This window comes from Rathayibacter sp. VKM Ac-2857 (assembly GCF_013205025.1).
Lineage (GTDB): Bacteria > Actinomycetota > Actinomycetes > Actinomycetales > Microbacteriaceae > Rathayibacter.
Genome location: NZ_JABMLE010000001.1, coordinates 296,730 through 318,041, shown reverse-complemented (window position 1 = coordinate 318,041; position 21,312 = coordinate 296,730). Strand labels below are relative to the sequence as shown.

Genomic DNA, 21,312 nt, shown 5'->3' with positions numbered 1-21,312 from the left:
GCCCGTGCGGACGCCGCCCGCCGCCCGCTGACCGTCGTGATCGGCTGCGACACGTTCGCCCCCGACGTCAACGGAGCCGCCAAGTTCGCCGAGCGCCTCGCCGCCGGCCTGCAGGCGCGCGGCCACGAGGTGCACGTCGTCGCCCCGTCGGCCGACGGCTGGAGCGGCACCCGCGTCGAGAGCCACGAGGGTCAGCGGATCATCGTGCACCGCCTCTTCAGCCTCCGCTGGTACCCGCACGATTGGCTGCGCTTCGCGCTGCCGTTCCGCATCCGCCAGAACAGCGCGCGGATCCTCGACGAGGTGAAGCCCGACGTCGTGCACTTCCAGTCGCACGTCATCGTCGGCCGCGGTCTCGGCCAGGAGGCGGCCAAGCGCGGCATCCGCATCATCGGCACCAACCACTTCATGCCCGAGAACATGCTCGAGTTCACGCTCCTGCCCAAGGCCGCTCAGGCGAAGGCCGTCGCGATGGCCTGGCGGGCCGCCCGCCGCACCTTCGGCCGCGCCGAGGCCGTGACGACGCCGACCCGCAAGGCCGCGCAGTTCCTCGAGAAGTACACCGGCCTGCAGGGCGTGCACGCCATCTCCTGCGGCATCGACGCCGACAACTACACGCCCGACTTCACCCCGCGCACCGCCAACCGCATCCTGTTCGTGGGGCGCGTCACCGGCGAGAAGCACATCGACGTCCTCCTCCGCGCGGTCTCGCTGCTCGACCCGTCGCTCGACGCGCAGCTCGAGATCGTCGGCGGCGGCGACCAGATGCGCAACCTGCAGCAGCTCGCCACCACCCTCGGCATCGCCGACCGCGTCCACTTCGCCGGCTACGTCTCGGACGCCGAGCTGAAGCAGGCGTACAGCCGCGCGACCGTCTTCGCGATGCCCTCCATCGCCGAGTTGCAGAGCATCGCGACCATGGAGGCGATGGCCTCGGCCCTCCCCGTGGTCGCCGCCGACGCGATGGCGCTCCCGCACCTCGTCCACGAGGGCGAGAACGGCCACCTCTTCGAGCCCGGCAACGCGCAGGCCCTCGCCGACGGCCTCACCGACGTCCTGACCGCCGACCCCGAGCGCCTCGAGGCCCTCAAGCGCAGCTCGCTCCGCATCGTCGCCGCCCACGACATCAACCGCACGATCAGCACTTTCGAGAGCCTGTATCGTGGGGAGCCGGTGGCCGATCCGGCCGCCGACGCAGCGTCCGCTCCGGCAGGCCGAGCCGCCTCCTGACGGCCCGCCCCGCCCGCTCCGGCCGCCGCGGGGCGTTAGCTCAGCCGGTCAGAGCAGCGGACTCATAATCCGTCGGTCACGGGTTCAAGTCCCGTACGCCCTACTTCCGCTTCAGTGCCGTCGCGCCGTCGGCCCGTGCGACGACTCCGCGAAAGTCGTCGTACTCGGGCGATGAGTACGACGACTTCTGTGGAGTGGGCGGAGTGGAGGGGCCGGTCAGGCGTCCGGGCGGGACTTCTTCAGGCGGGACTTCGCCGCGCGCTCGGTGAGGACCGAGAGGTAGTCCTGGACCGGGCGGTCGGCGAGGGAGTCGAGCTCCTTCTGGACGGCCGACTCCACCTCGGCGGCGGGGCGGTCGGGGAAGCGGGTGCGCAGGCGCGCAGACACTTCGGAGACGATCTGGTCGAGGTTCACTTCAGCGGTCACGGGCGGATCTTCCTCCCTGTTGGTTAACGGATGGTGTTCCGTCTGTGTCGACCGCGTCGGCGCTAGCACGTCCGCCGCCCGGAAGCCCGTAGTGGCCGCTCCCTGCACGACGTGGTTCGCTGTTCTCGTGCCTGACCTCCCGATGTTCCCGCTCGGCTCCGTGCTGCTGCCGCACATGCCGCTTCCGCTCCGGCTGTTCGAGCCGCGGTATCTGCGGATGCTCGGCGACGTGCTCGAGGACGAGACGCTCTCGTTCGGTGTCGTCCTGATCGAGCGCGGGCAGGAGGTCGGCGGCGGCGACCAGCGCTTCCCGATCGGCACGGTCGCGCGCATCCTGAACATCGACGGCGCGGAGGCGTTCGTCACCCTCGACAGCGTCGGCGAGAACCGCTTCGAGGTCGTCCGCTGGTACGACGACGACCCGTACCCGAAGGCCGAGGTGCGCCCCGTCGCTCCGCTCGAGTGGGCGCCTGAGCACGAGGAGCTGCTGCGCTCCGCCGAGTCCGCGGTGCGGACGGCGCTGGCGGTCGCGAGCGAGTTCGTCGAGCAGCGCTACGGCGCCGTCGTCGAGCTGGCCGAGGACCCGGCCGCGCACGCCTGGCAGCTCGCGGGGGTCGCTCCGGTCACCGAGCTCGACCGGCTCGCGTTCCTGCGCAGCACCTCGATGGTCGAGCTGCTCGAGGCCGTGCGCGAGCGCTCCTCCGAGGCGACCGAGTCGTTCCGCGCCGGCTGGGCGTGATCGAGCACTTCCGCTGAGCGCTGTCTGACGTTGACCGCGGGGGCACGACCTCACTCCTCGAGGACGACTCCGCGCTCCGCGGCGAGCTTCGCCAGGTCGTCGACGACGACGAGCGCCATCCGCACCGAGCGGTCGCGGCGGTACTCCTCGTCGTCCGCGTCGATCAGCGGCGCCCGGTCGAGGGTCTCCTCGATCGACTGCGACAGCTCGCGCCAGGCGTCCTGCCGGGCGTCGTCGACGAGCGCGGCCAGATACTGCTCGTCTTGCGCGCGGTGGCGCAGTGAGTCGGCCACCGAGAGCGAGAGCCGTTCGCGGTGGTCGAGGTTGTCGATATCGGCGGAGCGGTAGTCGTGCACGTGGTCGGAGCGGCCGCCGACCAGGGTCGCGTCAGCGGCGATGGCGCGCAGGCGCTCGGCCGCCGCCTCCGACTCGTCGGCGAGCTTCTCCAGCTCGGCGGCGGCGATGACGGAGTAGTGCCGGACGTCGAACGCGACGCCCTCGGCCAGTCCGTCCATCAGCACGCGGTTCTTCACGGCCATCCGGCTCGCGTACTGGGCGAGCAGCAGGCCCTCCTCCGCGGCCTCCTCGACCGAGACGGGCTCACGCGACGGGTTCTCGTCCGGGTCGTACGGCTCCATCTTGAACCTGCGTCGACGGCGGAACCACACGCGCGTCACCTGCACCCTCGTCCGAGCGCCCCGCCCGCCGGAGCACCTCTTCGAGAGTACCGGTCGGGCGGCTCGGGCGATCGGCTCCGGCTCGTCGAATCCGGCAGTCACGGTGAGTTGGTGCTGTTTCCGGGAGCCGGAGAGGTCACGAGCGCCGGCAGGTGCCGTCGCCTGGTCGGAGCGGTCGGCCGCTCAGGCGTCGCGCCAGTCGTCCTGCTGCAGGTGCGAGCCGGCCTGCGGGCCCATCTGCAGCATGCCGCCGTCGACGACGTAGGAGGATCCGGTGATGTAGGCGCCGGCGGGGGAGGCGAGGAGGGCGATCACGGCCGCGATCTCGCGCGCGTCGCCGGGCCGGCCGAGCGGGATGCCCGGGCGGTCGATGCCGTGCGGGTCGACGTCCTCCGCGTCGTTCATCGGGGTCGCGATCTCGCCGGGCGCGACCGCGTTGGCGGTGATCCCGTAGCGGCCGAGCTCGAGGGCCGCGACCTTCAGCAGTCCGCCGAGTCCGTGCTTGGCCGCGACGTACGCGCTCGCGCCGACGCGGGGCTGGTGCTCGTGCACGCTGGTGACGCCGATGAGGCGGCCGCCGGTGCCCTGCTCGACCATGATCCGGGCGGCGCGCTGGAGGCCGACGAACGCTCCGTCGAGGTTCAGCGCGACGACCTCGCGCCAGCTGTCGACGCTCTGCTCGAGGAAGGCCCCACCGCCGCCCCCGCCGGCGTTGTTGACGAAGACGTCGAGCCCGCCGAGTCGCCGGGCCAGGTCGTCGATCACGTCGCCCACCGTGCCGAGCTCGGTGGCGTCGAGGCGCGCGACCTCGGCGCGGCGGCCGTGCGAGCGGACCTCCTCGGCGGTCTCCTGGGCGCCCTGCTCGTCGCTGTGCCAGGTGATGCCGACGTCCAGGCCGGCCTCGGCGAGCGCGACGGCGGCGGCCCGGCCGATGCCGGAGTCCGAGGCCGTGACGATGGCGCGGGTGGGTCGGAAGTCGCGGGGTCCCTGGATCATGACGTCTCCTGTTCCGAGGAGGCGGGGCGCCCCCTCGCTTCCGATCCCAGCACCCGGCTCGCCCGGGCGGGACCCGCTTGACACGCCGATCGCCGCGGTCGCGGGCGCGGCGGATGTCCGGGCGGGTGCCGGAATCGAGTTGACTGTCCGGATGGACTCCCGACGCATCTCGGTCGTCGTCCCCGTCAAGGACGACGCCCGGCACCTCGAGCGACTGCTCGCGCTCCTCGCCGAGCAGACCCTCGCCCCCTTCGAGATCGTCGTCGTCGACGACGGCAGCATTGACGACAGCGCCGACCTCGCGCGCGCGGCGGGCGCCCGGGTGATCGTGCACGGCGGCAGCGGCATCCCGGCCAGCACGGCGCACGGCTTCGACGAGGCGGAGGGCGACGTGCTCGCGCGGCTGGACGCGGACTCGCAGCCCGACCGGCACTGGCTCGCGCGGATCGCGGCGCACTTCGCCGATCCGAGCGTCGGAGCGGTGACGGGCCCCGGCCGCTTCGTCGAGCTCGGCCCGGTCGCGCGGACCCTCGCGCGGATCGTCTACATGGACGCGTACTTCGTCCTGATGGGCTCCGCGCTGGCCAACTGGCCGCTCTTCGGCTCGAACTGCGCCGTCCGCCGCTCGGCCTGGCAGGAGATCGCGGGGGAGATGCACCGCGACGACCCCTACGTGCACGACGACGTCGAGATCAGCGTGCACCTGGGGCTGCGGCACCGGATCGTGTACGACCGCCACCTGGAGGTCGGCATCTCGGCGCGACCGTTCGGCGCGGCGGCCGACATGGTGCGCCGCCTCGACCGCGCCCTGCACACGCTCCGGCGCCACCCCGGGCTCGGCGACCCGATGCAGCGCTGGATCCACCGCACCCGGCGCCGGCACCTCGACCGGCTGCGGGCCGTCGCCGCGGCTCGCCGCGCTCCGCGCTAGGACTCCGCGGCGGGCGCAGCGGGAGCCTCGGCGGCGCGCGGATCGTCCTTCGGCATCGCGCGGACGGCGAAGAGCATCCCGACCGCGAGGACGGTCAGTGCGATGCAGACGAAGCGGGTGCCGGCCGCGAGGCCCTCGGGTGTCGGATCGCCGCCGCCGGCCTGGGCGTTGACGATCGCGCCGAACACCGCGACGGCGATTGCGCTGCCGATGTTGCGGGCGAAGAAGTTCGTCGACGAGACGACGCCGCGCTCGTTCCAGTCGACGCTCGCCTGGGCTCGGATGAGGGTCGGCGTCGCGACGAGGCCCATGCCGGCGCCGATCAGCACGCAGAAGCCCGCGATCTCCCAGAGGCTCGACGAGGCGCCGAGGAGGATCGTCAGCCCGGTGCCGACCGTGACCAGCGCCGCGCCGAGGAAGGCCGTGCGCCGGAAGCCGATCCGCAGGTAGAGGCGCCCGGAGAGGCTCGCGGCCACCGGCCAGCCGAGTGTCATCGCGGCGACCGCGAAGCCGGCGCCGAGGGCGGAGCTGCCGAGGACGCCCTGCGCGAAGGTCGGGAAGTAGGAGGTGACGCCGAGCGTGATCGCGCCGACCGTCACCGAGACGAGGCTGGTGGAGAGCAGCACCCGCCGCGTGAGCACCCACAGCGGCAGCACCGGGGCGACCGCCCGGCGCTCGATGGTGACGAAGCCGGCGAAGGCGAGGGCCGCGACGACGAAGACGCCGACTCCCGCGGGCGAGAGCCAGGGCCAGGCGTTGCCGCCCTCCAGCAGACCGAGGATGAGCAGCGCCGTGCCCACCGCGAGCACCGAGGCGCCGGCCAGGTCGAGCGGGGTGCGCTCGCCGCGGGTGGTCTCGCGGAAGCTGCGGATCAGGAGGAAGGCCGCGAGCAGGCAGAGCGGGATGTTCACCAGGAAGATCCAGCGCCAGGCGCCGAGATCCGACAGCACGCCGCCGAGGGTGGGGCCGACGACCGAGGAGATGCCCCAGACGCTCGCGAGGTAGCCCTGCGTCTTCGCCCGCTCGGCGACCGTGTAGATGTCGCCGGCGATCGTGATGCCCATCGGCTGGATCGCTCCGGCGCCCAGGCCCTGCAGGGCACGGAAGGCGATCAGCGCGGGCATGCTCCAGGCCAGGCCGCAGAGCAGCGAGCCGACGAGGAACAGGCCGATCCCGATCAGCATGATGGGCTTCCGGCCGATCACGTCGGAGAGCTTGCCGTAGAGGGGGACCGAGACCGCCTGCGCGAGCAGGTAGATCGAGAACAGCCAGGGGAACTGCTCGAAGCCGCCGAGGTCCGCGACGATCGAGGGCACCGCGGTGGAGAGGATCGTCGCGTCGAGAGCCACGAGCGCGGTCGAGATCATCAGCGCCAGGAGGATCGGGCCGCGCTCGGAGCGCAGTCCGACGCTCGCGCGCGTGGGGGAGTCGGTCATTCCGCTCACGCTATTGCAGAGCCGGGCGATGGAACGGGGGCTCGACGCACTCGGTAGACTGGCCCTATGGAACTCGTGCTCTGGCTCGTCGTAGCCGCCATCGCCGGTGTCGGCCTCGTCTCCGGAGTCGCGGCTTTGATCGCCATGACGAGGGCCCCCTGGTCCGACAGCAAGTAGAGGGTGGCGGGGTCGCACTCGCCGACCCTCACTCGTAGTACCGCACCACGCTCCAGCACGGATCCGTCGAGGCGACGACGTCGAGCACGAAGGCTCCGCCCGTCTCGAGATCGGTCGCCTGGAACCGCCAGCCGCCGATGCTGACCGGCACACCGCCGAACGTCGGCGGGAAGCCGTCGAGCGGCGCCCACCAGTCGCTGGTGCGCGTCCAGACCGTCGGACGGTCCGTCACCCGGTAGCTGGCGCCTCGCCATTCGAGCGCGACGGGCACTCCGTCGCCGTCGGTCGCGACCATCGCCGTCTCCTCGATCACCGCCATCGTGGGTGCTCCCGCCTGCTCCGCTCGACCCGTCGAAGCCGACTGGCCGTTCGAACATGTGTTCGATAGTCTGCGAGTGTACGCCGCGGCGCCCGTGCTCGCCACGGCAGCGGATCGACCGGGCAGGAGGCGAGATGATCGAGTGGAGTCCCCTCCAGATGCTGCGCAGCAGCGGGCCCGACGAGTGGGTGATGGTGGACGCGATGCGGACCGGGCGGATCGGGCTGATCCGCCGGATCGAGACGGGCCCCTACCGCGAGAGCTGGTACCGGGCGGTCACCTGGGCCGCGGAGCCGGAGCGGCGCACGCTGGTGGGCTACTCGCGGTCGATGGACACGATCGCGGCGGAGCTCTGGGCGCATCAGCCGCTGACCGCGCAGGAGAAGCCGTTCCCCGGCTATCCGGCGTCGAAGCCGGCGCCCGAGCGCGCCCCGTGACCCCCGCTCCCGGGGCGCTCGTCCGAGCCCGGGCCGCCGCGGAGGAGAATGGCCGGATGCTTCTCGCGCTCACCGGTGGTCCCACGGGGGCGTGGCGCGCGGTCGCCGCGGACGGCTCGGGCACCGAGATCGGTCGCGGACGCGGGCCGGCCGAGCTGGCCGCCTTCGTCCGCGAGCGGGAGGTCGAGCGTCCGCGCTGGGTCTGGGACGACACCGCGCGCTGGTACCCCGCGCTCCTCGCCGAGGGGGTGCACGTCGCGCGCTGCCACGACCTGCGCCTGGCCCGGGCGATCCTCCGGCGCTCGGAGCAGACCGCGCGCTCGCCGCTGGCCCGCGCCGCTCCCGATGCCTGGGACGCCGGCGCGGCCGCACCGGTCGCGGGCGACACGCTGCTCGGCTTCGAGGAGGCGCCGGCCGCGACGGACGAGCTCGACCCGCTCGTCGAGCTCGCGCGGCAGGAGGAGGCGCTGGCAGCGGCTGCCGAGGGCGGGCGCCTGCGGCTCCTGCTCGCCGCCGAGTCGGTCGGCGCGCTGATCGCCCGCGAGATCGCCGCGGCCGGGCTGCCGTGGCGCGCGGACGTCCACGACCGGGTGCTCACCGAGCTGCTCGGCCCCCGACCGCACTTCGGCGGCCGGCCGGCCCGCCTCGAGGCACTGGCCGACGACATCCGCCGCGAGCTGGGCGCACCCGAGCTGAACCCCGACTCGCCGACGGAGCTCCTCCGCTCGCTCCGCCGCGCCGGGCTCGCGGTCGAGTCGACCCGCTCCTGGGAGCTGACGTCGATCGAGCACCCCGTGATCCCGCCGCTGCTGGAGTACAAGAAGCTCTCGCGCCTGCTGACCGCCAACGGCTGGGCCTGGCTGGACGCCTGGGTGCACGACGGGCGCTTCCGGCCCGAGTACGTCGTCGGCGGGGTCGTCACCGGCCGCTGGGCCACGTCCGGCGGGGGAGCGCTGCAGCTGCCGCGGCAGATCCGCGCGGCCGTGACGGCCGATGCGGGCTGGACGCTCGTGGTCGCGGACGCGGCGCAGCTGGAGCCGCGCATCCTGGCCGCGCTGGCGGGCGACTCCGTGATGGCCGCCGCCGGCCGAGGCAAGGACCTCTATCAGGGCATCGTCGACGCGGGAGTCGTGCCGGATCGGCCGCGGGCGAAGGTCGCGATGCTCGGCGCGATGTACGGGGCGACCAGCGGCGAGGCCGGGCGGCTGCTCCCGCGGCTCGCACGCGCCTACCCGCTCTCGGTCGCGCATGTCGAGGCGGCCGCCCGCGCCGGAGAGCGGGGCGAGCGGGTGTCGACCCGGCTCGGGCGCAGCTCACCGCCCGGCGACGCCGATGCGGGCGGGCAGCGTGCCCGCGACTGGGGGCGCTTCACCCGCAACTTCGTCGTGCAGGGCACGGCCGCCGAGTGGGCGCTCTGCTGGATGGGCGAGCTGCGGGCCCGGCTGCGCGTGGAGGGCGCGCTCGCGCACCTCGTCTACTTCCTGCACGACGAGGTGATCGTGCACGCGCCCGCGGAGGAGTCCGAGCGGGTCGCCGCGATCGTCCGCGAGGCCGCCGCGCGCGCCGGGCGGGCGCTGTTCGGGGATCAGGACGTCGACTTCCCGGTCACCGTCGCGATCGTCGACGCCTACGACGAGGCGAAGTGACGCGAGCCGGGGCCGGGACCCCGGCTGCGACTCAGTACCAGTGCGGCGTCTTCGAGTTCCACGACGACCAGGCTCCGCAGGGCGAGCCGTAGCGGTCGGCGATGTACGCCAGACCCCAGTCGATCTGAGTGGCGGCGTTGGTCTGGTAGTCGGAGCCGTACGTCGCCATCTTGCTCGCGGGCAGCGCCTGCGGGATGCCGTAGGCGCCGGAGGAGCGGTTCAGCGCGTTCCAGCGCCAGCCCGACTCGCCGTTCCAGAGCGGGATGAGGCAGCTGTCCACCTGGTCCTGACTCCAGCCGTGGACGCCCATGACGGAGCGCGCGTAATTCTGCGCCTGCGCCGGCGACATGCCGTCGGTCCGGCCGGCGTAGGTTCCGAGCGCGGCGATGGTCTTCGCGGAGCTGTTCTTGCCGGAGGCGTCGTCGTCGCCCAGCTCGACCGGACCGCCGCCGGTGGACGGTGCCGCGGGTGCCGCCGGTGCGGGAGCGGAGGGAGCGGACGGGGCCCTCGCCGCCTGCTGGCGACGGGCCTCCGCCTCAGCGGCGAGGCGGGAGAGGCGCGCCTGCTCCTCGAACGCGGCCTTCGCCTCCTGACCGGTGGCGAACTCCTCCTCGAGCGCGGCCGTGGTGTTCTTGAGCGAGGCGAGCTGCTCGTAGAGCCCGGAGCTGTACTGCTCCTGGTCCGCGACCTTCGCGTCGGCCTCGGACTGGGCAGCCTGCGCCGTGGCGAGCGCATCCTGCGCGGCGCTGACGAGGGAGAGTCGCTCGGTGCGCGCCTGCTCGGCCTGGCCCGCGAGTGCGGTCGCGGCGTTCTCGGTCGTCTCGGCGTCGTCCTGGAGGCGACTGGTCTGCAGCGTGAGCTGGCTCATGGTGCCCAGGCGGTACAGCAGCTTGTCCGACTGCTCGCCGCCGACCAGGAGGTTGAGCGTGGCGTCGGTGCCGCCGTTGCGGTACAGCTGGGCGGCGAGGCGGCCGGCCTGCTCCTTCGCGGCGTCCGCGTCGGCACGGGCGGCAGCGGCGCGCTCCTCGAGGGCGGTCACGCGCTGGGTGGCCTCGTCGAGCGCGCTCTGCGCGGCGTCGGCCTCGGCGGCGCGGGAGATGGCGGCGTCCGTGAGGGCGGCGGCCTGGTCGCGCAGGTCGGCGAGGATCGCGGTGATGCGGTCGACCTCGGCGGCCGTCGCGCTCTCGCTCGACTTCGCGGCCTCGACGTCCGACCAGGACGGGTAGTCCGCCGGGTCGTAGGCGGAGGCCGCCATCGGTGCGGCGAGGGCCGCGCAGAGGACGAGGACCGTGCCCGCACCGGCTGCGACGAGCCGTCGGCGCGCGGAGGTGGACACGCGGAGGCCGAGAGGCGAACGGATCATACCCGCCAGCCTAGGCGACGGCGCCCGCGCCTGTCTCGTGTCGGGCGATGCTGTCGCCGAGCGGCTCTTCGGCGGCGGCGTCGTCCTTCGCCGCGGCCTTGCGCCCCCGCCGCGGGCGCTCGAGCGCGTAGCCGCGGACGGCGCCTCCCTCGTCGGCTCCGGCGAGCTCCTCGCGGGCGGCCTCGAGGAGTCGGCGCAGCGCGTCGTCGCGCACCAGCACCGCGCGGGCGGCGAGGCGGCGCTGCGGATGGTCGTCGAGCACCTCCTGCTCATCGGGGAGCGTGCTCCGGTAGGCGTCGAGGACCGCGTCGAGGTCGGCGTCGGACAGGCTCGACGCCAGGAGGATCCGGTCGAGCACGTCGTCCCAGTCCTCCTCGGCGGAGGCGCCGTCGCCGCTCAGCCAGGCCAGCGCCTCGGCGCGGCCCTCGTCGGTGAGGGCGTGCAGGGGGAGCCCGTCCTCCGTCGATCCCGCCGCCGCGACGAGGCCGCGCTCGCGGAGCCGGTCGAGCGTGGAGTAGATCTGGCCGACGTTGACCCGGCGGCGGTGGGCCGCCCGATCGAGCAGCTCGGCGTGCAGCTGCAGGCCGTAGGCGGGGCCGAGGGTGAGGAGAGCGAGCAGACCGTCGCGGACCGACACGGGGCTCCTCTCGAGCGGGTCGCGGGCCCGGAGCCGGGCGACGCCGCGGTTCGGGCGGACTTTCCCGAGTATAGGCAGGGGATCTCCTCGACCCGGCGGCGGCCGCGGCGAGGCGCCTTGTCGTGGCGCGGAGGGTCCTGCATAATCTGAACCGGTGGCTCGTCCACCGCACAAGAAGGCACTGCATGTCGCTCGTGGTCCAGGTCGTTGGGGAAGACGCACCAGGACGGACGGAGGACAGCGTGGTGACGCAACAGACTCGGGGTGTGCTCTTCGTGCACTCCGCCCCCCGCGCGCTCTGCCCCCATCTGGAATGGGGAGCGGGTCGCGCTCTCGGTCGTGCCGTGAACTTCGCCTGGATCGAGCAGCCGGTGCAGCGAGGCTCCCAGCGCGCCGAGTACTCCTGGGAGGGCCCGGTCGGCACCGGTGCCGTCATCGCCTCCGCTCTCCGCGGCTGGGCCGACGTCCGCTACGAGGTGACCGAGGACCCGTCCCCCGGAGTCGACGGCGGCCGCTGGATGCACACCCCCGAGCTCGGCGTCTTCCACGCCCAGACGGACAGCGCCGGCAACACCGTCGTCCCCGAGGACCGCATCCGCTCCGCCATGGAGACCGCCGGCGCCGACCCCATCGAGCTGCACCGCGAGCTGCGCCTCGCCCTCGGCCAGGCCTGGGAGGACGAGCTCGAGCCCTTCCGCGCCGCCAGTGACTTCGGGCGGGTCATCTGGATGCACAGCGTCGGCTGAGCGCACGGTGCCCATTTCTGCGCCGCTCCCTGCGCGGCGCAGCGCGGTCGGCTCGGGGAGATGGTCGCGTTCTGCAGAGCGGGGTGCGAACGGCGACGGCGATTCGCTGGCACGCGAATCGCCGGATACGCCTCGTGGGGCGCGGTGATACGGTGCGCGCTACTCTCTGACCGAGTGGGCGGCTCGTCGGAACCTTGGGATCCGGCTGCTGTTCCGCTGTGCTGGGGACGGCGGTCTCGATACCCCCCTGCGCGGCTACTCGACCAGCATGTGGGGGGGCGCCGCAACGTCCTGTTCCTCAATGGAGAGACGTGAGCTGCATGCTGATCGAGTAGCCCGCGCAACGGGCGTATCGAGATCCACCAGCGCCAGCAGGACGAGTCTGCGGACCCGCCGTGCTGGGGACGGCGGGTCTCGATACGCCCCTGCGGGGCTACTCGACCAGCAAGCTCGTCATGCTGATCGAGTAGTCCGCGCAGCGGGCGTATCGAGATCCACCACCGTCAGAACGCGAGTCTTCGGACCCGCCCTGCTGGTGGTGGCGGGTCTCGATACGCCCCTGCGGGGCTACTCGACCAGCATGAGTGGGCCCTGCCGACGAGACGACAGGCGAAGCGGCCTTCTCCGGAAGCGCTGGCGGAGGTGTCCGACGGAGCGAGCCGCAGGCGATGCGGTCACTCCACCCGGAGTGCTGCAGCGGGTGTCCGGCCGAGCGAGCCGCAGGCGATGCGGCCCCGTTCCCAGAACTGTGGGCGAGGGCTTGCGGTGAACGACCACCCTCGCGGCACGAGGCGCATCCGGCGATCCGCGTTCCAGCGGATCGCCGTCGCCGCACCGCACCGGCCCTGCGGAACGCGACCCCGCAGGGAGCGGACGCGCCTGCGCCGCGCAGGGAGCGGCGCAGCCCGCGTTCCGCTCGGGGTGACGGGGCTACGCCCCGTTACACCGAACGGAACGCGGCAACAGCATTGTGCCCCCCGAACCCGAACGAGTTGGAGAGGGCGACGAGCGGCCCGGCTCCGAGGTCGCGAGGGCTGGTGACCACGTCGAGCGGGATCTGCGGGTCCTGGTCGAAGAGGTTGATGGTGGGCGGGGCGGTGCGCTCGTGCAGGGCGAGGACGGTGAAGATCGCCTCGAGGGCGCCGGTGCCGCCGAGGAGGTGGCCGGTGGCGGCCTTGGTGGCGGACACGGCGATGTTCGGCAGGTGGTCGCCGAAGACGCGGGCGAGGGCGCGGTACTCGGCGATGTCGCCGACGGGCGTGCTGGTCGCGTGGGCGTTGACGTGGGTGACGTCGGTGCGGGCGGCGCCGGCCTGCTCGAGGGCCTCGATCATGGCGCGGGCGGCGGCGGAGCCCTCGGGGTCGGGAGCGGTGATGTGGTACGAGTCGCTGGTCACGGCGCCGCCGGCGAGCTCGGCGTAGATGCGGGCGCCGCGGGCGAGGGCGTGCTCCTCGGTCTCGAGGACGAGGGTGGCGGCGCCCTCGCCGAGGACGAAGCCGTCGCGGGAGACGTCGTAGGGGCGGGAGGCGGTGGCCGGGTCGTCGTTGCGGCGCGAGAGGGCCTGCATCGACGCGAAGGCCGCGAGGGGGAGCGGGTGGACGACCGACTCGGTGCCGCCGGCGATGACGACGTCGGCGAGGCCGCGCTGGAGGTGCTCGTACGCGTTGGCGATCGCCTCGGTGCTGGAGGCGCAGGCGGAGACGTCGGTGCGGGCGTAGGCGCGGGAGGGGATGGCCATGCTGATGGCGGCCGCGGCGGCGTTGGGCATGAGCATGGGGATGGTCATCGGGAGGACGCGACGGGGGCCGCGCTCGCGCAGGGTGTCCCACGCGTCGATGAGGGTCCAGAGTCCGCCGATGCCGGTGGAGTAGTCGACGCCGACGCGCAGCGGGTCGACGTCGGTGATGCCGGAGTCGGCCCACGCCTCGCGGGCGGAGATGAGGGCGAACTGGCTGGAGGGGTCGAGGCGCTTGGCCTCGGGCCGGGGGAGGACCTCCTCCGGTCGCACCTTTGCCTGCGCGGCGAAGGTCACGGGGAGCTCGAGCTCGGTCACCCAGTCGGCCTGGATCGTGCTGACGCCGGACTCACCCGCGAGAAGGGCGCTCCAGGACTCGCGAGCGGTGCCGCCGAGGGGCGTGCTGGCTCCGATGCCGGTGACGACGATTTTCTTGGGACTCATGACGACGATCTCTGTTCCGTGACGGGTGGGTTCCGGGCGCACCCCGGCCGGGCTCAGGGCCCTGACCGGGGTGTCCGCCGCGAGGACGGGAAGCGCGGGGCGCTGGTTACGCGGAGGCCTTGACGATGAAGGTGACCGCGTCGCCGACCGTCTTGAGGTTCTTGACCTCGTCGTCCGGGATCTTCACGTCGAACTTCTCCTCGGCGTTGACGACGATGGTCATCATCGAGATGGAGTCGATGTCGAGGTCGTCGGTGAACGACTTCTCCATCTCGACGGAATCGGTCGCGATGCCCGTCTCGTCGTTGACCAGTTCGGCCAGGCCGGCGAGGACTTCTTCGTTGGACAGTGCCATGGTTCTCTCCTTGAGGGGTGTTCGATCAGGGTGTTTCGACTCGGTGTTCGTCGAGATCGAGGGTGTTCGTCGTGTGACCGTAGGTCAGTTTAGGGGTGGGCCTGCGCCCCCTACGGGAGCACCACGACCTGCGCGCCGAAGACGAGTCCGGCGCCGAAGCCGATCTGCAGGGCGAGGCCGCCGCTGAGCTCGGGGTGCTCCTCGAGCAGGCGGTGGGTGGCCAGCGGAATGGAGGCGGCGGAGGTGTTGCCGGTCGTCTCGATGTCGCGGCCGATCGTCACGGACTCGGGCAGCTTCAGCTGCTTGGCGAGCTCGTCGATGATGCGCATGTTGGCCTGGTGCGGGATGAAGGCGGCGAGGTCCTCGGGCGCGACGCCCGCCTCGGCCAGCGCCTGCTTGGCGACCTTGGCCATCTCCCAGACCGCCCAGCGGAACACGGAGGGGCCGTCCTGGCGCAGCGTGGGCCACTCGGCGACGCCGTCGCGGTAGGCGGCGAGCGGGTTGTCCATCCCGACGGTGTCCCACTTCGAGCCGTCCGAGCCCCAGACGGTCTTGGAGATGCCGGCGGTCTCGCTCGGGCCGACGATCGCGGCGCCCGCGCCGTCGCCGAGGAGGAAGGAGATGCTGCGGTCGGTCGACTTGACGATCTCGGACAGCTTCTCAGCGCCGACGACGAGGACGTACTCGGCGAGGCCGGAGCGGACGAACGAGTCCGCCTGGGCGATGCCGTAGGTGTAGCCGGCGCAGGCCGCGGAGATGTCGTAGGCGGGGGCCGGGTTCGCGCCGATCCGGTCGGCGAGCAGCGCCGCGAGCGACGGGGTCTGCACCGTGTTGCTGATGGTGGAGACCAGCACGAGGCCGATCTGGTCGGCGCGGATCCCGGCCTTCTCGATCGCCTCGAGAGAGGCGGTCGTCGCCAGGTCGACGGCCTGGACGTCGGCCGACGCTCGGCGGCGCTCGACGATGCCGGTGCGCTGGCGGATCCACTCGTCGGAGGAGTTGATCGGGCCGACGAGGTCGTCGTTGGGCACGACGAGGTCGCCGCGCGCCGCGCCGATGCCGAGGATGCGGGTGTACTGGCTGCCGCTGGACTGGGTGAGGGAAGGGGTCGTCATGGGTCTCTCCTGCTAGGCGGCGTGCTCGTCGATGAAGGCGCGGGCGGCGTCGAGGTCGTCGGGGGTCTTGATCGCGAGGGTCGGGAGTCCCCTGAGGCCGCGCTTGGCGAGGCCGACGAGGGCGCCCGCGGGGGCCAGCTCGATCAGGCCGGTGACGCCCGCCTCGGCGAAGGCCGCCATGCAGAGGTCCCAGCGGACGGGCGAGGCGACCTGGCCGACGAGCAGCTCGAGGAAGCGGGCGCCGGAGTCGACGACCGAGCCGTCGCGGTTCGTCCAGAGGCGCAGCGTCGGGTCGGCCGGAGTGATCGAGGCGGCGACGCCGGCGAGCGAGTCGCGGGCGGGAGCCATGTAACGGGTGTGGAAGGCGCCGGCCACCTGGAGCGGGACGACGCGGGTGCCGCGGAGGGGCTCGTCCTTCAGCGCCTGCAGGGCGTCGACCGCGCCGGCGACGACGATCTGGCCGCCGCCGTTGTAGTTGGCCGGCTCGAGGCCGAGCTCGTCGAGGCGGGCGAGGAGCGCCTCCTCGTCGCCACCGAGGACAGCGCTCATCGCGGTGGGCGTCGCGGCGGCCGCGGCGGCCATGGCGCGGGCCCGCTCGCGGACGAAGACGAGCGCGTCGGACTCGGAGAGGACTCCGGCACCGGCCGCGGCGGTGATCTCGCCGACCGAGTGGCCGGCGATGCCCGCGATGCGCTCGCGGCGGCCGCCCTCGAGCAGAGCAGCCAGGCTGACCAGCCCGGCGGAGACGATCAGCGGCTGGGCCACCGCGGTGTCGCGGATCGTGTCCGCGTCCGAGACCGTGCCGTGCGCGGCGAGGTCGATGCCGACCGCCTCCGAGTGCGCGGCGACCTGCTCGGCCACCGACGGGACGGCGAGCCACGGCTCGAGGAATCCTGGGGTCTGGGAGCCCTGACCCGGGGCGACGACGACGATCACGCTTTCAGTCTTCCGATCCGCGCCGGTTCGTGCGGCGCAATGAGGTACTGACAAACCACAAAGAGCTTGTGGCGGTTCTACAACAGGTCCCTCCAGGAGCGGAGGTTCACTTGCGGGTCGGACGGCGGCGGACCGCTCCGTCCGGGTCGCTCATCGAGCCGAGGATGAGGGCCGACTGCAGGATGAGCGCCTCGCGGGCGCCCGTCGCGTCCCAGCCGATCACCTCCGCCACCCGCTTGAGGCGGTAGCGGACGGTGTTGGGGTGCACGAAGAGCTCGCGGGCCGTCGCCTCGAGCGAGCGGCCGTTGTCGAGGTACGCCCAGAGCGTGGTGAGCAGCTCGGTCGAGTGCTTCTGCAGCGGCTTGTAGATCTGGGTGATCAGGCTCTGCCGGGCGAGCGGATCGCCAGCCAGCGCGCGCTCGGGCAGCAGGTCGTCGGCGTTCACCGGCCGCGGGGCGTTGCGCCAGGAGCGCGCGACCGCGAAGCCGGCCAGGGCGGCGCGGGCGCTGCGCGAGGCCTCGACGAGCGTCGGGACCTCGTGGCCGAGGACGAGGTGGCCGGAGCCGAAGCCCGGCTCGAGCGCGTTCGCGATCTCGAGGAAAGCCACCGGCGGGCCGGTCTCCTCCGTCGCGTTCTCGCTCGGCTCGGCGCGGCCGATCACCAGCACGAGCCGGCTGCCCTGCACCCCGATCAGCACGTCGGCGCTCATGTGCCGGGCGGTGCGGCGGAGCTGGTCGACGTCGAGCATCTTGGGCGCGGTGCCCACGAGCACCGCGACCTCGCCGTGGCCGTGCCAGCCGAGGGCCGCGATGCGGCTCGGCAGCTCGTCGTCGGCCTCGCCGGTGAGGATCGAGTCGACGACGAGGGCCTCGAGACGGGCGTCCCAGAGCCCGCGCGCCTCGGCCGCCCGGGCGTAGACGTCGGCCGCGGCGAAGGCGATCTCGCGGGAGTAGAGCAGGATCGCCTCGCGCAGGTCCTCGCCGCGGTTGGTGATCCGCTCCTCGACGACCTCGACGGTGACCTTGATCAACTGGAGGGTCTGGGTCAGCGAGACGGAGCGGAGCAGCTCGCGGGGAGCCGCTCCGAAGACGTCGGCGGCGATCCACGGCGTCGCCGAGGGGTCGTCGAACCAGGAGATGAACGAGGTGATGCCGGCCTGCGCGACCATGCCCACCGCGGAGCGGCGGCCCGGGGGCATGCTGCCGTACCAGGGCAGCGTGTCCTCGAGCTTCTTGATGGTCTGCGTGGACAGCTCGCCCGAGAGGGTCCGGAGCCACGCGAGGGTCTGCTCCTTCGTGCGCGGAGCGCCCGGCCGGGTGGCCGGACGCTCCGCCGAAGGGGCAGTGCCCCGCGTCGTCGACTGCTCGTCGTCGGAGGAGAGCACCGAGCCGTCCGTCAGCTCTCGCCGCCCGCGTTGCCGGTGGTGCCGGCGTTCACGTCGTGGAGGCTGTACTTCTGGATCGCCTGGGCGGCGAGCGAGGGGTCGACCTCGCCGCGCTTGGCGAGCAGCTGCAGCGTCCGCACGACGACCGACGGGCCGTCGATCTTGAAGTGGCGGCGTGCGGCGGCGCGGGTGTCCGAGAAGCCGAAGTCGTCCGCTCCGAGCGTCGCGAAGTCACCGGGGATGAACTGGCGCAGCTGGTCGGGGACCTGGTGCGAGAAGTCCGACACGGCGACGAAGGGGCCCTTCGCGTCGGCGAGCTTCTGCGTGACGTAGGGCACCTGAGCCTCGTCCTCGGGGTAGAGGAAGTTGTGGTGCTCGGCCTTGATGCCGTCGCGCCGCAGCTCGTTCCACGAGGTGACCGACCAGACGTCGGCCGACACTCCCCAGTCCTCGGCGAGGAGCTTCTGCGCCTCGATCGCCCACGGCACGGCGACGCCGGACGCGAGCAGTTGGGCCTTCGGGCCGTCCCACTGACCCCAGGAGACGCGGTGGATGCCGCGGACGATGCCGTCCACGTCCACGTCCTCGGGCTCCTTCGGGTGCACGATCGGCTCGTTGTAGACCGTCACGTAGTACATGACGTTCGGGTCCGGGTGCTTCCCGCCGTACATGCGGTCGAGACCGGACTGCACGATGTGCGCGATCTCGTAGCTGTACGCCGGGTCGTAGCTGACGACGGCCGGGTTGGTGGCGGCGAGGATCGGCGAGTGGCCGTCCGCGTGCTGGAGGCCCTCACCGGTCAGCGTCGTGCGACCGGCGGTCGCCGCGATCATGAAGCCGCGGGCCATCATGTCGCCCGCCGCCCAGATCGCGTCGGCCGTGCGCTGGAAGCCGAACATCGAGTAGAAGACGTAGACCGGGATGAGCGGCTCACCCTGCGTCGAGTAGGAGGTGCCGACCGCGGTGAACGCCGCGAGGGCGCCCGCCTCGTTGATGCCGACGTGCAGGATCTGACCCTGCGGGCTCTCCTTGTAGGCCAGGAGCAGCTCGCGGTCGACCGACGTGTAGTGCTGGCCGCGCGGGTTGTAGATCTTCGCGTTCGGGAAGAACGCGTCCATGCCGAAGGTGCGGGCCTCGTCGGGGATGATCGGGACGACGCGGTTGCCGAAGTCCTTCGAGCGCAGGATGTCCTTCAGGATGCGGACGAACGCCATGGTGGTGGCGATCTCCTGCGTCCCGGAGCCCTTCTTGCCGATCTTGTAGGCCGAGTCGTCCGGCAGCGAGAGCTGCGTGTACTTCGACCGGCGCTCGGGCAGGTAGCCGCCGAGTGCGCGGCGGCGCTCCTGCATGTACTCGATCGCCTCGTCGCCCTGACCGGGGTGGTAGTACGGCGGGAGGTAGGGGTTCTCCTCGAGCTGGGCGTCCGTGATCGGGATCCGCATGGTGTCGCGGAAGCCCTTCAGGTTGTCCAGCGTCATCTTCTTCATCTGGTGGGTCGCGTTGCGGCCCTCGAAGCTGCGGCCGAGACCGTAGCCCTTGATGGTGTGCGCGAGGATGACGGTCGGCTGGCCCTTGTGCTCCGTCGCGGCCTTCATCGCGGCGTAGATCTTGCGGTAGTCGTGACCACCGCGGCGCAGGCCCCAGATCTGCTCGTCGCTGTAGTCCTCGACGAGCTTCTTCGCACGCTCGTCGCGGCCGAAGAAGTTCTCGCGGACGTAGGCGCCGTCCTCGGTCTTGAAGGTCTGGAAGTCGCCGTCGGGCGTCTTGTTCATCAGGTCGAGCAGCGCGCCCTCGGTGTCGCGGGCGAGCAGGTCGTCCCACTCGCGGCCCCAGATGAGCTTGATGACGTTCCAGCCGGCGCCGCGGAAGAACGACTCCAGCTCCTGGACGATCTTGCCGTTGCCGCGGACGGGTCCGTCGAGGCGCTGCAGGTTGCAGTTGACGATGAAGTTGAGGTTGTCGAGGCCGTCGTTCGCGGCGACCTGGAGCTGACCGCGCGACTCGACCTCGTCCATCTCGCCGTCGCCGAGGAACGCCCAGACCTGCTGGTCGGAGGCGTCCTTGATGCCGCGGTTGGTGAGGTACTTGTTCGCCTGCGCCTGGTAGATCGCGTTGATCGGGCCGAGGCCCATCGACACGGTCGGGAACTGCCAGAACTCCGGCATGAGGCGCGGATGCGGGTAGCTCGAGAGCCCGCCGCCCTGGTGCGACTTCTCCTGGCGGAACCCGTCGAGCTGGTGCTCGCTCAGGCGACCCTCGAGGAAGGCGCGTGCGTAGGGGCCGGGGGAGGCGTGGCCCTGGATGAAGATCTGGTCTCCGCCGCCCGGGTGGTCCTGGCCGCGGAAGAAGTGGTTGAAGCCGACCTCGTACAGCGAGGCGCTCGACGCGTAGGTCGAGATGTGCCCGCCGACGCCGATGCCGGGGCGCTGCGCGCGGTGCACCAGGATGGCCGCGTTCCAGCGGATCCAGGCACGGTAGCGGCGCTCGACGTCCTCGTCCCCGGGGAACTCGGGCTCGTTCTCGGCCGCGATGGTGTTGATGTAGTCCGTGGTCGGCACCATCGGAACGCCGAGGTGCAGCTCCTTGGAGCGCTTGAGGAGGCTGAGCATGACGTCGCGTCCGCGACCCGCACCCCGCTCCTCGACGAGCGCGTCCAGCGACTCGTTCCACTCCGACGTTTCCTCGGGATCCGAGTCGACGTGTCCGACGGAATACGGGTCCTGATCGTTAACAGTCACCCTCGACCTCTCTCTGGGGGCAGATCGTGCCCGAGACATCACTCTCATGAAGCGGTGCGGATCCGCGCGCAGGATTCTCGGATGACGAGCAGCGCGCGGGCACCCGTGTCAGCCTAGCGATTCCGGCCATGTGTGGCGATCCACGACGGATGCGCACAGGGCACTGTGGGATTTCTCCAGCGGCAGCGCGTGGTGCGGCCGTGTCGGCGGGCTCGTCGGCGGCCCGGTGGGCGGCCCGGTTCCCGACCGCTGTTCGGCTCCTCCTTGGTGGACGGCCGGAGCGGGTCTAGCATTGCCCCTCGTGCTCGCGCGACATTCGTGCGCATGGAAGGACATCGTCCGATGGCTCTCGAGAAGCTCACGCTGGCTCCCGACTTCGAACTCGCGAACCAGTACGGCGAGCGCATCCAGCTCGGCGACTTCCACGGGCGGCGCAACGTCGCCCTCGTCTTCTTCCCGCTCGCCTTCTCCGGCACCTGCACCGGCGAGTTCTGCGCTCTGCGCGAGAACCTCTCGCTGTTCGAGCACGCCGACGTCGAGCTGATCGGCATCTCCGTCGACTCCAAGCACACCCTGCGCGCCTGGGGCGAGAAGCAGGGCTACGACTTCACGCTGCTCTCCGACTTCTGGCCGCACGGCGACGTCGCCAAGCAGTACGGCGTCTTCCTCGAGGGCAAGGGCTACGCGACGCGCGCGACCTTCCTCATCGACAAGGAGGGCGTCATCCGCGACACCTTCATCACGGCCCCGGGTGAGGCCCGCTCGATGGACGACTACCGCGCCGCGATCGACGCGCTCACTCCGGCCCACGCCTGACGCCTTTCGCGAGATGCCACTTGTGACCG

Annotated in this window: 20 protein-coding genes and 1 tRNA gene; 8 read left to right on the top strand and 13 right to left on the bottom strand. The window is 72.1% G+C overall.

Features of this window, described 5'->3' with window-relative positions; genetic code table 11:
* Window positions 1-39 precede the first annotated feature (39 nt).
* Together HQQ86_RS01460 and HQQ86_RS01455 are read left to right on the top strand one after the other, a co-directional pair.
* Window positions 40-1,230, top strand: coding sequence for a glycosyltransferase (locus HQQ86_RS01460; RefSeq protein ID WP_173287455.1), 1,191 nt, complete (start codon window positions 40-42; stop codon window positions 1,228-1,230).
* A gap of 29 nt (window positions 1,231-1,259) precedes the next feature.
* Window positions 1,260-1,333: transfer RNA gene (locus tag HQQ86_RS01455), tRNA-Ile, on the top strand.
* Between the two features lie 113 nt (window positions 1,334-1,446).
* On the opposite strand, the gene HQQ86_RS01450 is transcribed toward HQQ86_RS01455, so the two are convergent.
* The gene (locus HQQ86_RS01450; protein ID WP_132437785.1) at window positions 1,447-1,656 is read right to left on the bottom strand and encodes a three-helix bundle dimerization domain-containing protein; all 210 of its coding nucleotides are present in this window, start codon (window positions 1,654-1,656) and stop codon (window positions 1,447-1,449) included.
* Between the two features lie 127 nt (window positions 1,657-1,783).
* Between HQQ86_RS01450 and HQQ86_RS01445 the strand changes: the two genes are divergently transcribed.
* The gene (locus HQQ86_RS01445) at window positions 1,784-2,395 is read left to right on the top strand and encodes an LON peptidase substrate-binding domain-containing protein (protein WP_367948510.1); all 612 of its coding nucleotides are present in this window, start codon (window positions 1,784-1,786) and stop codon (window positions 2,393-2,395) included.
* 50 nt (window positions 2,396-2,445) lie between these two features.
* Here the strand turns inward: HQQ86_RS01445 and HQQ86_RS01440 are convergent, their stop codons facing one another.
* Together HQQ86_RS01440 and HQQ86_RS01435 are read right to left on the bottom strand one after the other, a co-directional pair.
* Complete coding sequence (locus HQQ86_RS01440; RefSeq protein WP_173285894.1) at window positions 2,446-3,033, bottom strand: hypothetical protein; 588 nt, start codon at window positions 3,031-3,033, stop codon at window positions 2,446-2,448.
* Window positions 3,034-3,255: 222 nt separating this feature from the next.
* Window positions 3,256-4,068 carry an SDR family oxidoreductase gene (locus HQQ86_RS01435; RefSeq protein WP_173285892.1) on the bottom strand — a complete coding sequence of 271 codons (813 nt, stop codon included), beginning with the start codon at window positions 4,066-4,068 and terminating at the stop codon, window positions 3,256-3,258.
* A gap of 151 nt (window positions 4,069-4,219) precedes the next feature.
* On the opposite strand from HQQ86_RS01435, the gene HQQ86_RS01430 reads away from it, so the two are divergent.
* Window positions 4,220-4,999, top strand: coding sequence for a glycosyltransferase family 2 protein (locus HQQ86_RS01430; RefSeq protein ID WP_173285890.1), 780 nt, complete (start codon window positions 4,220-4,222; stop codon window positions 4,997-4,999).
* Here the strand turns inward: HQQ86_RS01430 and HQQ86_RS01425 are convergent.
* Window positions 4,996-6,435, bottom strand: coding sequence for an MDR family MFS transporter (locus HQQ86_RS01425; RefSeq protein WP_173285889.1), 1,440 nt, complete (start codon window positions 6,433-6,435; stop codon window positions 4,996-4,998). The genes HQQ86_RS01430 and HQQ86_RS01425 overlap by 4 nt on opposite strands.
* Window positions 6,436-6,640: 205 nt before the next feature.
* A complete protein-coding gene (locus tag HQQ86_RS01420) occupies window positions 6,641-6,907 on the bottom strand; it encodes a hypothetical protein (protein ID WP_254071769.1) in 267 nt (88 codons plus the stop codon).
* A 158-nt stretch (window positions 6,908-7,065) separates the two neighbouring features.
* Between HQQ86_RS01420 and HQQ86_RS01415 the strand changes: the two genes are divergently transcribed.
* Complete coding sequence (locus tag HQQ86_RS01415) at window positions 7,066-7,368, top strand: hypothetical protein (RefSeq protein WP_173285885.1); 303 nt, start codon at window positions 7,066-7,068, stop codon at window positions 7,366-7,368.
* A 56-nt stretch (window positions 7,369-7,424) separates the two neighbouring features.
* Window positions 7,425-9,014, top strand: a complete 1,590-nt coding sequence (locus HQQ86_RS01410; protein WP_173285883.1) for a bifunctional 3'-5' exonuclease/DNA polymerase — start codon at window positions 7,425-7,427, stop codon at window positions 9,012-9,014.
* A 31-nt stretch (window positions 9,015-9,045) separates the two neighbouring features.
* Here the strand turns inward: HQQ86_RS01410 and HQQ86_RS01405 are convergent, their stop codons facing one another.
* Window positions 9,046-10,377, bottom strand: coding sequence for a hypothetical protein (locus tag HQQ86_RS01405; protein ID WP_173285881.1), 1,332 nt, complete (start codon window positions 10,375-10,377; stop codon window positions 9,046-9,048).
* A 10-nt stretch (window positions 10,378-10,387) separates the two neighbouring features.
* Complete coding sequence (locus tag HQQ86_RS01400; protein WP_173285879.1) at window positions 10,388-11,014, bottom strand: PadR family transcriptional regulator; 627 nt, start codon at window positions 11,012-11,014, stop codon at window positions 10,388-10,390.
* 266 nt (window positions 11,015-11,280) lie between these two features.
* Here HQQ86_RS01400 and HQQ86_RS01395 point away from each other — a divergent pair, with 266 nt between their 5' ends.
* Window positions 11,281-11,760, top strand: a complete 480-nt coding sequence (locus tag HQQ86_RS01395) for a DUF3145 domain-containing protein (protein ID WP_367948577.1) — start codon at window positions 11,281-11,283, stop codon at window positions 11,758-11,760.
* Window positions 11,761-12,700: 940 nt separating this feature from the next.
* Here HQQ86_RS01395 and HQQ86_RS01390 read toward each other — a convergent pair.
* From HQQ86_RS01390 to aceE, 6 genes are all read right to left on the bottom strand, one after another.
* Entirely contained in the window at window positions 12,701-13,939 is a 1,239-nt protein-coding gene (locus HQQ86_RS01390) for a beta-ketoacyl synthase (RefSeq protein WP_173285876.1), read from the bottom strand.
* A gap of 106 nt (window positions 13,940-14,045) precedes the next feature.
* On the bottom strand, window positions 14,046-14,294 hold the full coding sequence (locus tag HQQ86_RS01385; protein WP_123445660.1) for an acyl carrier protein: 249 nt from the start codon (window positions 14,292-14,294) through the stop codon (window positions 14,046-14,048).
* Window positions 14,295-14,404: 110 nt separating this feature from the next.
* Window positions 14,405-15,409 (bottom strand): beta-ketoacyl-ACP synthase III, encoded by a 1,005-nt coding sequence (locus HQQ86_RS01380; RefSeq protein WP_173285874.1) that lies wholly within the window; start codon window positions 15,407-15,409, stop codon window positions 14,405-14,407.
* 12 nt (window positions 15,410-15,421) lie between these two features.
* A complete protein-coding gene (locus tag HQQ86_RS01375) occupies window positions 15,422-16,345 on the bottom strand; it encodes an ACP S-malonyltransferase (RefSeq protein ID WP_173285872.1) in 924 nt (307 codons plus the stop codon).
* 106 nt (window positions 16,346-16,451) lie between these two features.
* Entirely contained in the window at window positions 16,452-17,597 is a 1,146-nt protein-coding gene (locus tag HQQ86_RS01370; protein WP_243587289.1) for a CdaR family transcriptional regulator, read from the bottom strand.
* A gap of 143 nt (window positions 17,598-17,740) precedes the next feature.
* The gene (gene aceE / locus HQQ86_RS01365; protein WP_173285868.1) at window positions 17,741-20,467 is read right to left on the bottom strand and encodes a pyruvate dehydrogenase (acetyl-transferring), homodimeric type; all 2,727 of its coding nucleotides are present in this window, start codon (window positions 20,465-20,467) and stop codon (window positions 17,741-17,743) included.
* A gap of 342 nt (window positions 20,468-20,809) precedes the next feature.
* On the opposite strand from aceE, the gene HQQ86_RS01360 reads away from it, so the two are divergent.
* The gene (locus HQQ86_RS01360; protein WP_127886307.1) at window positions 20,810-21,283 is read left to right on the top strand and encodes a peroxiredoxin; all 474 of its coding nucleotides are present in this window, start codon (window positions 20,810-20,812) and stop codon (window positions 21,281-21,283) included.
* Window positions 21,284-21,312 lie beyond the last annotated feature (29 nt).